This window comes from Paenibacillus gyeongsangnamensis, from assembly GCF_027533625.1.
Lineage (GTDB): Bacteria > Bacillota > Bacilli > Paenibacillales > NBRC-103111 > Paenibacillus_G > Paenibacillus_G gyeongsangnamensis.
The window spans coordinates 1-10,832 of sequence record NZ_JAQAGZ010000055.1; the positions used below are offsets into that span (position 1 = coordinate 1).

At 43.5% G+C, this 10,832-nt stretch carries 7 protein-coding genes and 3 pseudogenes; 2 read left to right on the forward strand and 8 right to left on the reverse strand.

Translation table 11 applies throughout. From position 1 onward, the window contains the following. Window positions 1-220: 220 nt before the first annotated feature. From O9H85_RS37005 to O9H85_RS37015, 3 genes and pseudogenes are all read right to left on the reverse strand, one after another. Window positions 221-859 (reverse strand): annotated as a pseudogene (locus tag O9H85_RS37005) (formylglycine-generating enzyme family protein). A gap of 89 nt (window positions 860-948) precedes the next feature. After that, the gene (locus O9H85_RS37010; protein WP_269886319.1) at window positions 949-1,116 is read right to left on the reverse strand and encodes a hypothetical protein; all 168 of its coding nucleotides are present in this window, start codon (window positions 1,114-1,116) and stop codon (window positions 949-951) included. 467 nt (window positions 1,117-1,583) lie between these two features. Next, window positions 1,584-3,254, reverse strand: coding sequence for a P-loop domain-containing protein (locus O9H85_RS37015; protein WP_269886320.1), 1,671 nt, complete (start codon window positions 3,252-3,254; stop codon window positions 1,584-1,586). A gap of 815 nt (window positions 3,255-4,069) precedes the next feature. On the opposite strand from O9H85_RS37015, the gene O9H85_RS37020 reads away from it, so the two are divergent. After that, window positions 4,070-4,774, forward strand: coding sequence for a polysaccharide lyase family 7 protein (locus O9H85_RS37020; protein ID WP_269886321.1), 705 nt, complete (start codon window positions 4,070-4,072; stop codon window positions 4,772-4,774). 32 nt (window positions 4,775-4,806) lie between these two features. On the opposite strand, the pseudogene O9H85_RS37025 reads toward O9H85_RS37020, so the two are convergent. Beyond that, window positions 4,807-5,046 (reverse strand): annotated as a pseudogene (locus tag O9H85_RS37025) (DUF6262 family protein); the annotation flags it as partial. A 485-nt stretch (window positions 5,047-5,531) separates the two neighbouring features. Between O9H85_RS37025 and O9H85_RS37030 the strand changes: the two are divergent. Next, complete coding sequence (locus O9H85_RS37030) at window positions 5,532-6,590, forward strand: Gfo/Idh/MocA family protein (RefSeq protein ID WP_269886322.1); 1,059 nt, start codon at window positions 5,532-5,534, stop codon at window positions 6,588-6,590. Window positions 6,591-6,831: 241 nt separating this feature from the next. Here O9H85_RS37030 and O9H85_RS37035 read toward each other — a convergent pair whose 3' ends face one another. From O9H85_RS37035 to O9H85_RS37050, 4 genes and pseudogenes are all read right to left on the reverse strand, one after another. Continuing rightward, window positions 6,832-7,281 (reverse strand): DUF1569 domain-containing protein, encoded by a 450-nt coding sequence (locus O9H85_RS37035; protein ID WP_269886323.1) that lies wholly within the window; start codon window positions 7,279-7,281, stop codon window positions 6,832-6,834. A 50-nt stretch (window positions 7,282-7,331) separates the two neighbouring features. After that, window positions 7,332-7,697, reverse strand: a complete 366-nt coding sequence (locus O9H85_RS37040; RefSeq protein ID WP_269886324.1) for a VOC family protein — start codon at window positions 7,695-7,697, stop codon at window positions 7,332-7,334. A 106-nt stretch (window positions 7,698-7,803) separates the two neighbouring features. Next, window positions 7,804-8,748, reverse strand: coding sequence for a sigma-70 family RNA polymerase sigma factor (locus O9H85_RS37045; protein WP_269886325.1), 945 nt, complete (start codon window positions 8,746-8,748; stop codon window positions 7,804-7,806). A gap of 874 nt (window positions 8,749-9,622) precedes the next feature. Further along, window positions 9,623-10,498: pseudogene (locus tag O9H85_RS37050) on the reverse strand (tyrosine-type recombinase/integrase); the annotation flags it as partial. Window positions 10,499-10,832: the final 334 nt, after the last annotated feature.

The window sequence follows — 10,832 nt, forward strand, 5'->3', positions numbered from 1 at the left end:
GAGAGTGAATCCCAAGGACCTTGTGGAGAGAGACGTGCAGCAAAAACTTTTTTTGGAAGATGTTGTAATATGATCAACACCTTCTATTCCCGCATGCGCTCTAACGGATCTGACTAGCCACATTATCCACTCGTTTAAACTCCTACTTAACAAGGTACGTGAAATCCTGCGAATGAGCGAGCATACGTGAGAAAAACCTTATTCTCTGAGGGAGTTCAATCTAAGATCTCGCGAGCCGAAAGCCTAAATCGTCGATCCGAAACGTAGGATGGCTACGACGTCGGCACGTGGCCCCGCAGCCCCTCGCTTTTTCCGCCCAGCTACCGCCACGAAAAACACGATAGGTACCGTATACATTTACATCATAGATGTCCCAACACCACTCCCATACGTTGCCTAACATATCGTAGAGCCCCCAAACATTTGGTTCCTTTCTCCCTACCTCTCGGACACTGCCTTCCGAATTTTCGCGATACCAGGCAATAGCATCCAATACGCCATAGCGGTAACCATTTGTTCCCGCTTTACACGCGTATTGCCATTCCGCTTCTGTCGGGAGCCGATATCCATCAGCCTGTTTGTTCCAAATGACCTCGCCGTCGTCGTTTATCGCATAGCATTCCTTTAGACCAGACTGTCGCGAAAACGAATTACAAAAAGCGATCGCCTCCTGTCAAGACACTTCCGTAACTGGAATCTGCATATCGTCAGGATCATAGTCTGCTTGATGCATGATTGAGCCAAACAAGGCTTTGGTGACGGGAATTGTCGCAAACCGAAAAGCATCTACTCGAACCATCCACGATTTCTTGATTCGGTCATCTCTTAATTGCACTTCACCCGTGGGAATGTTCACCATCAGATATTCGGCAAGATGACGTTCTGCGAATGACACTGATTTTCCTCCGTTTCCCTTCTCATTTAACTGAAACTAACGTTCGCCGTTAGTTATCCGGGGAACACCAACGGGATGAAGGACTTCCTTTCGTTCATCAAAGAAGTCGAAGCCATGCCCATCACCGCCGGATCCGCAAACCCGCAGTCTGCGCGGATGCCTTCGATGATATATTCAGGCGGCAGTGTAACAGATGAAGCGATCCTGTTGGCAAAACGCATAGTCCTCTTCCAGCGGTTTGCACCATCAATCTGGGCGGCTTCGTAAAGCTCCTGATTGATGCTAAACTAGAATTAATTGCTCTAATAGGAGGTTTTATTATGATTTAACTCGGCACGTTCTGGTCCCAGACGAGGGTTACATCCGGTAAGTCGTTAGCGGCGAGCAACGTATTCAGTTTTGTATAAACGCACATGTTTGTGTCGCTCAACAATCATAAAATAAATGCGCGTAAGAAAACCGCGACACATTAAAAGAAACTACAAGCTACATTTTTCGCATTGCACGGTTACGTCCATTGGTTTAACTCCCTAATTACAGCAAGACTTCCCCCCTTCTTCTTTATCACGGACACGGCCCTGCTCAATATCGAGCGGGGCCTTTGTTTAGGTTAGCGCAGAGTCTATCCTACAGCCATCCTCCACTTCAACCCGTCTCCTAATTGGATAAACGTATATTTATGTCGTAATTAGAGGTGTTCAGAGGGCTCAAGCTGAATAAAATTCAAATGTTTCATTCGGTTTATGACAGATAATACTTCATTAATTCTTGGTAATTCAAGCCATCTTTCGAAACCAGGAAAAAAGGAAGAAAATACAATATCCACTCCTTCTCTCTCCATATCTTCGAGAGCTTTTTTGATCTTTTCATGAAGAAAGATGAGGCGATCCTGATTACTTACAGCGATTTTTCGAATTAAAAAGGCAATAGCTGCAAGCTGGGCGTGTGATGTGATATTGTAAAGCCCTCTGATATCAATTTGTTCATCACCTATCATCATGTATCCCATGGTTGAAACCATCAGCTTTTCTGTACCACTGCCCTGTGGATAGCTCGAAAAGTGATCGGTGGTTATTTTTCTTTCTATCTCCCATTTTGTAAGGGGGATACGTTCGCGTGGTTTGTCGTGTTCACATAAATTTTTTGCTTCCTGGGTTACGTTTTTTGGCACAAAATTGTCCATCAGGATGATTTGATCGGCAACGGATAAAAATTCACCGCTACCTCCAATAACAAGAACGGAAGATACGCCAACAGCCTCATAAAGCTCCCTGACACGTTCCGTAAAAGGTGTAATGGGTTCATGCTTGATTAATGAACGCATTTTGATGTCTTGAATCATAAAATTCGTCGCACTTCTGTCTTCATCAATAAGAAGAAGCTTACACCCGAAGTTGATTGCCTCCATAATATTTGCGGCTTGAGATGTGGAACCTGAGGCGTAGTCAGTCGAAAACTGTTCAGCCGAACTATTGGGTATCCATTTTATGAAAGGCGTAATATTGATATTTTTTATGGAACGGCCTTCCTCTGCAGATATTTCCATTGCACTTTGATCTGTAATCACAAATTCTCGTCCGTCGCCTATGATGTGATTGTAAATCCCCGAATTTAGTGCATCCAGCAATGTGCTTTTACCCGAATAACCACCGCCGGTGATGACCGTCACACCATGTTTTATTCCCATTCCTCGCAAACCACAAATTTCAACTTCAACATCTTCCGGGGATGTAAAAGGCAAGGCACCCTCCAGTGGCCCGCTGTTGTCTTTATTTCTTGGCAAAATGCTGCCATTCGCAATAAACGCACAATAATCACTGGATTTCAGCCATTCGCGAATCATATTTTGTTTTTTTACCAATTCATAGGCAGCATTTAATTTGATGAGATCAAACTTGGCAATAAACTCCTCCACTTCTTTTGGAAGCATTTTGCAGAGCATGCGCATAGCTTTATCATTATTCTTGAATGGAAGTTGAACTGTAATCATTAAGCATAGATACCATTTTTCCGAGATGACTTCGACAAAGGATGCATTACGTTGCAACACCACATTGGTTGGACGAAAACAATAGAAAGCACCATTTTCTTTATCAGAACGTGACCGGTTATAAATCAATTCATTTAATGCCTCAATATGATCAACCCATTCTCTTAATGCAAAATCTGAGAGAACAACTTGATCCATATTTTCATCTAAGCCGAGACGGTCAAAAGGTATTTTTATGGTGATACATGGTTTATCCAGTGTGAGTTTATGTGTCCGTTCAATGTAATAGGCAACATCATTATTCCAATAGGTTGGGTCACATATCGTCACCCCTTGTGATGGATCATAGAATGAACCTTCATAAATCATACTGTAAGATGACTGTCTGGATTGTAATGAGCGAAAATATTGAGCGAGTCTTTTAATAAAGCATCATCCTTTCATATTTGGAAAGCGGTGAATAACGGGAAACGATGCCGAAGTTGAAACGATATCTCAAGAAGGGGGCCCCTTATCCTTTGGAACAAGGTAACGACGAAACGGATCGACCCCTAATCTCCAGGTATGAGCCTGCTCAAACATAAACCGGCACTGTTTGAAATTTTCCGCGAAAAATGAATTCCATCCTAAGTAATTCAAGTTCAATACATATTCCCCCTAATAGAGTTCAGATCAATTTGTAAGACAAACGATTAAATCCTAACCAATTTCAAAATAAAACCACTATTGTTACCTTGACCAACCTTTTGTCCTAAAAAAATAACAGCCACTCCGTAAGTGGCTGTCATAGACCGGCAAGAAAGCTTAAACGTTCCTTCTGCCTAAATATAAAAGCCCTGAGAGTGAATCCTACCCTCAGAGCCTAATGTATTCGTAAAAAAATAACTAAAAAGCAACATGAGGATAAGACGTATATTTTTTTGTTTTCATTGTCCTCACCTCGTTACGATTTATTTTTACAGCAACACAATCATAACATTAAGATCATCCACAATATAGGGAAAGATTAATTATAATTAACTCAAACCCTGAAATAGGTAAAAGATGCCCCCATAGAATGAAAACACAGGACACGATAAATAAGTTATACTAAGAACGTGGAAAAAAGAGGCCGATATACCTTAGAATTTAAGACAAAGGGGAGTTTATGTTGAAATTGCAATCAAAAAGGCTGCCTGTATTCGTTGTATTACGCCATCATCATTGCCTTATTGGCGGCTTGTGGAAGTAAGCATGCTGGAAACGGTACATCGAATGCAGCTAAATCAACATCGCAAGGAAACGAATCCACCCCGACGAATTTGAAAACATCTGTCGCGCCAGGTGGCAATTTCGATCTTTCTTTATGGAAGCTTCAACTTCCTATTGGTACGAATCCTCACCATATTGAAGAAATTCATCAAAGTGATTTGGAAGGGCCAGACGGATTCCACAACGCGTATTTTTATACGGACCAAACCGATGGAGCGATGACTTTCATGGATCCCCCAACCGGCATCACTACGGGAGGTTCAAAGCATCTTCGAAGCGAATTGCGGGAAGTCACAAATTGGTCCCCCAGCGGAAATAATATCCTTTCCGATTCGATAAAAGTCAATGCGGCGGCGTTCCGCCAAGATTTCAATCCGCCTTTCACGGCGTGTTTTTTGTTCTGGCGTCTGGGTCTGCGTTTGTGTTACCATGGTGCTAAGGACACTCCCTCTCTGGTTATAGTGTGGTGCTTTAACCATTTGACAAGATTTGCATCGTGTCCTGTTTTTTTTGCAAAAAAATTAATAACTTTTTGTGACCGACAAACCTTGATTTCACGCAGTTTCTTCAACTTTCTAAGCGGTTACTTTCCGAATTCATGTTCAATTAAACTGCCAGTTAGCTTAATTAACCACTAAAATTTATTATACACCTCGGCATAAGCCTTTTTTCAGATCTGCTCTCGTAATTCTTTGTTTTCGCTCTCCAGTGCCTTGATTTTGCGTTTTAACGTTTCGATGATGGCATCCTTGCTGGCATCGTTCATCTCGCTCTTTACTTGCTTTGGAGTAGGTGCTTCGGACTGCTGCCGGCGCAAGGAATCGATCCGCTGCCGAATGTCTGCATGATTGTATAGGCTCGCCTTCGAGACGCCGGACTCTTTGGATACACTATTGAAGTTGATATCCTGAAAACAAAGATTGGGACTTCTGCTACCCCCATTCTCAATTATTTTTTAACAACCCCCTTAGCCGATCTGGGGTCCCGTCAACATTAAACGCATATTAGCCTAAAAATGTTGCTATACTGCCCGTCCCTCGGTTTAGCTTAGTGCCTTGTGGTTATCCACTCAGCAATGAGTACATGTTTTGTCATTCATCGGCAATTAATACATGTTGTTGTCAATTTCGAATGACAAGAACATGTATCCATAACACGAAAAAAACCGTCAAATGATGGCCAGTTATGCTTATATGTTCATGTCATTCAACAGTCTTCTTTATAACTATTGGAATGAATAATTGTTATTGCAAAGTTTAGTGTAGAGCCGAATCGTAATACATGAAGAGACAGAATTCGCTGGGATATTATTTCATGTTAGTTGAATTTGACGCACCAACATATTACAATACTATTAAAAAATTGCCCGAATACTAACAGCGAAGGAGTTAAAAGATGAGTAAAATAAAGGTTGCCATTATCGGATGTGGTACGATTGCGAACAGCGCGCATATTAAAGCCTATTTGGCCAATCCGAACGCTGAAATCAAATATTTCTGCGATATCATCAAAGTGAGAGCCGATAAAGCGGTTAAGGACTACGGCTGCGGCGAAGCAATCGAAGACTACCGCGTCGCCCTGAACGACCCGGAAATCGAAGCGGTCTCCATCTGCACGCCGAACCATGTTCATGCCTCCATCGCCATAGACTGCTTACGCGCAGGCAAAAACGTGCTTTGCGAGAAGCCGGCCGCAAGAACGTACGCCGAAGCTCTTGAGATGCAAAAGGTGCAGCACGAAACCGGCAAAGTGCTCAACATCGGCGTCGTCAACCGATTCAACACGGGCGTCAATCGGATCCGGAACATGATCCAAAACGGGGAGCTCGGTGAAATTTATCACATCTACATCAGCTTCCGCTCGCAGCGCTCGATCCCGGGACTCGGTGGCGCCTTCACAACGAAATCGATTGCCGGCGGAGGCGCCTTGATCGACTGGGGCGTTCATTTCCTCGACGTCGTCATGTATTGCACGGGTGATCCGCAGCCGAAAACCGTGACCGGCCAAGCTTACAGTAAGCTGGGGAAAGACATGGAAAACTACACCTATGTCAGCATGTGGGCAGGACCTCCGAATTACAACGGCACTTATGACGTAGACGACTTCGTTACCGCTATGATCCGCACAGAAGGGCCCACCATTACGGTCAACGGCGCTTGGGCGCAAAATATCGGCGTCGACGAAAAGTATATCGACTTCCTCGGCGACAAAGCGGGCGTCCGGCTCCAGTACGGCAAAGGGTTCACCATTTACAGCGCCAAGGACGGAGCGTTGCTCGAAACAACGCCGAAATACGCCTCGACCGACATGTTCCAGAACGAAATCGACGGCTTCCTGAGCTGCATTCGCTCCGGCGAAAAGCTTTCCTCGCATATCGATACGGTCATCTTGTCGTCCAAAATCATTCAAGCCGTTTACGACTCGTCGGATAGTCGTTCGGAAATTACTTTTTAATGCTGCATTGCGACGTACGGAACGAAGAGAAGGCATCGATCGAAGGATTTTTCTATTATTATTAAACTATGATGCCCGTTAAATGAACAGGCTGCCGTTAATGCCGGCAGCCTATCGTTATTGTGCTATCGTACCCGTTAGTTGAGCGATCATCATTTTTAGGTACACTACGTTTCTCCATGCCGACTGTAACGGCAAGAATTAAAAATACCCCATGGGGGGGGATTGGCCCTCTCTGAACTTATACACCAAATTGCTTTAGGTGGTGGTCTAAATGCTTATAAGTTCCTTTTCCCCATTGCTCAGGCGTAAGTTTTCCAAAAAACGGATGCAGGTGATTCGCACACTTCTGAGGCCCATTCGCTTGAAACGCTCTTAGTTTTCGTTTCAATTCGCCCCTTTCGAATTCGAATTCTTTTTCATCCGTTATGCGTGCCTCCGGAACCGTGGGTGTGTTGGGTTTCAGTGGCTTGTCGTTGTAAATAATAGATTTGACCAATGGGCCTATTAACTTTCCGAGCCAATGCCTCTGGGGAACGTAAATGCCCATCGCGATGTCCTGGAACGATGAACAATGGGCAAGCATCTGAGCGACGTTCATTATCCCCCATCGCGGTTCGGAATTCGGCGTTAAATTGTCGATACGGCCAATGATCTCTTCCATATGTGAATCAATGAAAATATTATTCATGCGAGAATTGTCCCCTATTCTTTTTGATTTCGAGTTCCATTATACATCATTCACATATGCTGAAGTCCGATGCGATTTCCTTCAGAATCAATGAATGTCCCTAGATAACCCGATGATTTTCCTGTATACGTTTTCTCCATGACTACCCTTCCCCCCGCCTCGATAACCCGCGTCAGGATTGTTGCTAAATCAGGGCTTCCGTCCAGATACACGGTGACGCCATCAGCTGCCGGTTTGTGTTTAGGCCCCTGAACCAAGGCGCCCCCATTAAACTGCTCCTGGACTGGAAAGAATGCATATCGATCTTCTCCCAACGCCATGGTTGGCATTTCGATCTGAAAAAGATACTCGTAAAACGTTTTGGCTCGTTCCAAATTTTCCGCGGGAATTTCCACCCAAATAAATAAGCGCTGCATGAAGTCGTACCTCCGAATTTAGATTTTGCCGTTCAACTTTACAGACGAATGAGCATATCAAAAATCATCGGTACCTTATAAAGTTTTTCTCATGAGTTCTATTTCGTTATGTAGGCAGCTCGAATCGACTGAACAATTCGCTATCAATGAAGGTATGAATATGTAATATCTTATTGCCTTTTAATTCGAGTACATGTATACCCCACGGTACGAATGACCGCTCCTTGGGACTCCACATATATTGGGCATAGGCTGAATTTTGTCCATTGGCTGAGATAGGAAGAAGCCGAGATCCCTCACAATGGCTTCGTGTAATCTTATAAAATGAGGCCAGATCAGCTCGGCCGCATACCCACATATCAAATGGTGGCATCGATAGACTGCCGTTCTCATGAAATAGCTCCAATAGTGCGTCAATATCATACCGTTCGAAAGCATCCACATAGCGGGAGAGAAGGTTCAGGTCAGGCTCGGCGTCCGTATGTCGGAGTTCATCTGAACGAAGCTTCGTACGAGTCATCGTTCCTCGGGCTCTCTGTAACGCACTGTTGACGGCTGCCGGCGTCATGCCTAATGCTTCCGCTGTCTGATTGGCCGGCCATCGAAAGACATCATGCAATATGAGCACGGCTCGTTGGCGGGACGGTAGCGTTTGCAGAAGTGCAAGAAACGATACTCGGAGTGTATCCCTCCGGACCAGTGAATCCTCAGGATCCCCTTCAGCATGAGGGGCCGGCCAGATCCAAGCGGAATGGTCTCGCTTATGACGAGGTTCCTCGATGGACACCGCAGGATCGATCAAATCCATGGGAAGGGCGCGGCGTTTAGCCTGCCGCAACTTATCTAAACATACGTTTGAAGCAATACGGTAGGCCCAGGTTTTGGGGGAGGATTCATGTCTGAACTGAGCTCGGCTTTGCCAGATACGGATAAAGGTTTCCTGTACGGCATCATCCGCATCGAAAATGGACCCTAACATTCTGTAGCAGTATGAAGTTAGTCCCGGCTTTAAACTCTCGAATAGCTTCTGATCTAAAGCATTTCCATTCATTTGCTCACCCCAAAAATGCCAGATAGTTTCCTGGAATTCGCACCGCTACCTAATATTCGAAAATTATTTTCTTTTATATATAGTCTATATGATGATTTTTTTGATATCCACATTTTTTTCATAGTACCGCTTTTATTAGCCGCATGATTTTACCACTTTTAGTCTCATTATATCTTAAAGTATTGAGCTATGCTGCCCTTTAGTTCAATGATCAGGAGCAGGTTGCCGCGGCACCTTCTCCATTCATAATCATTTTGCTATCGTCTTTCGTTGGTTGAGCCTTCATTAATCTATCTAAATTGTTTTGGGTCTTTTTCACGTTTTATCGGACCATTATGAGCAAATCCCCACTCGATAATGTGGTCAGTAATTCTGTCATATAAATCATCTTTAAGATACGGTTCGCGATAATTAATTAAAGTATCAATATCTTTCCGAATTTCATCTAAAACAGATTTATCAAATGTCTTTGCATCAATGAGAATGTCTCGTAAATAATGGCAAAACCGCTCAAAACCCTTGTCCCAGTTACCATTTCCGTTGTTTTGTGCCTCGTAGCGAAGCTTTTCAACCGCCCTAATTAGTTCACCTTCAACAGTATCTGATTGACCACTTTTAGGTACATGGTTTATCCAAATCTGTTTTGCTTCTTCAAAAGTACTTCATACAACCTCCAATTGAACAACAGGATTAATAAACTTTACTTACTTTGATAAATATTCTCTGTAAGTTTACCGTGCTCCTGCCCATTTGTTCAGCAAATCTGCCCGTTAGTTTAATGCTATCGCCAGTCTAATACTATTTCCCAGTCTACAACTATATTTTCCTTGTCTAATACTTTATTTTTCAGTCTAGTACTTTATTTTCTTTGGACATCTACAGCGGTTAGCGTTAGCGGCTTACCTTTATTTTCGCCACGTAGAACCACAAAGACGAAATCGGAACGGAAGTCTAGCTCATCAAGGACCTCATACAAGTAGTCGTCAAACAAATCCATTAGCGCTTGGGAAACGTAAATACCACGCTCACCTGTTTTGAGCATGGCTCCATTCTCTAACTCCCCCCGATCCTTTAGAACAATACGATGCCCTCTATGATCAAATTTAAAATCCTCCAGGTAAAGTGATAGGACTTCGCCAATGCGCAGACCGGTTTCAAATAACAACTGGATGAGAAAACGATCTCTGATGTTTGTCGTTGCGTCCAACACTTGCTGCACTTGCTCTTTCGAAAGTGTCTCAATCTTTCTGTGCGGCTCTTTGATTTTTAATACGTTTCGCACCGACAGCTTGTCCTTGTTAACATGATGCAGGAAGCTCTTGAAATTTGATCTACCCCAAACTTGCCGTATCAACTTTTCGTAGATATCTTTGGGGAGTTCTTCATTTCGATACAAATAGTCGTAGAAGTTCGTCACAGCCGTAACCATTAGGTTCACGGTCTTCTCTGTCTTCTTTGATTGAATCGGTTTCAGGGGAGTGACCTTGGTGCTCTCAAAAGGGCTACGCAACCAACCGACAAACTCTACCAGGTCCTCTAACCGGATATAAAGGTGATCTTTACCTGTTTCTTGCAGAAACGTGAAGTAATGCTTTAAGGCGTAACAATACGTCTTCTGTGTATTTCTGCTTTTCCCCGTATGATCCATGTATTTAAGGTATTTCAACACCGGGACCACAGGGGAACCGTCCCCATCAATTAACATGTATCTCTTATTGCTATCCTCTAAGAGAACTTCTTGCACTCTCATAGACTTCCACCATCCACTAAGACATAAATAATAACGCTCGGTTAAACCTCGCTACGCCTCTCGCTGGGGGCTACGCGCTCCACTTATACAAATGTACGTTCTTATTTAACTATAACATTACACTAGCGTTGCATTAATTTTCTCTGAATGTTCATAATCTTCTGTCTTTTTATCATCAGGGCATAAAAAAATCCTTTACAATGAAATGGCAGGTAGTTCCTGTCCATAATCCACTGAAAAGGATTAAGCCCATGGACAAGGATACTCTATTTTCTTCATTTGGTAAATGGTTAGCACCCATTTGTACGAAATCGTTCACGGAAAAAGTGAAGGA

Bases quoted from the DNA above. Each gene is read 5' to 3' on its own strand.
- O9H85_RS37010 (WP_269886319.1), bottom strand. From the start codon at position 1,116: ATGCGTTTTGCCAACAGGATCGCTTCATCTGTTACACTGCCGCCTGAA.
- O9H85_RS37015 (WP_269886320.1), bottom strand. From the start codon at position 3,254: ATGATTTATGAAGGTTCATTCTATGATCCATCACAAGGGGTGACGATA.
- O9H85_RS37030 (WP_269886322.1), top strand. From the start codon at position 5,532: ATGAGTAAAATAAAGGTTGCCATTATCGGATGTGGTACGATTGCGAAC.
- O9H85_RS37035 (WP_269886323.1), bottom strand. From the start codon at position 7,281: ATGAATAATATTTTCATTGATTCACATATGGAAGAGATCATTGGCCGT.
- O9H85_RS37040 (WP_269886324.1), bottom strand. From the start codon at position 7,697: ATGCAGCGCTTATTTATTTGGGTGGAAATTCCCGCGGAAAATTTGGAA.
- O9H85_RS37045 (WP_269886325.1), bottom strand. From the start codon at position 8,748: ATGAATGGAAATGCTTTAGATCAGAAGCTATTCGAGAGTTTAAAGCCG.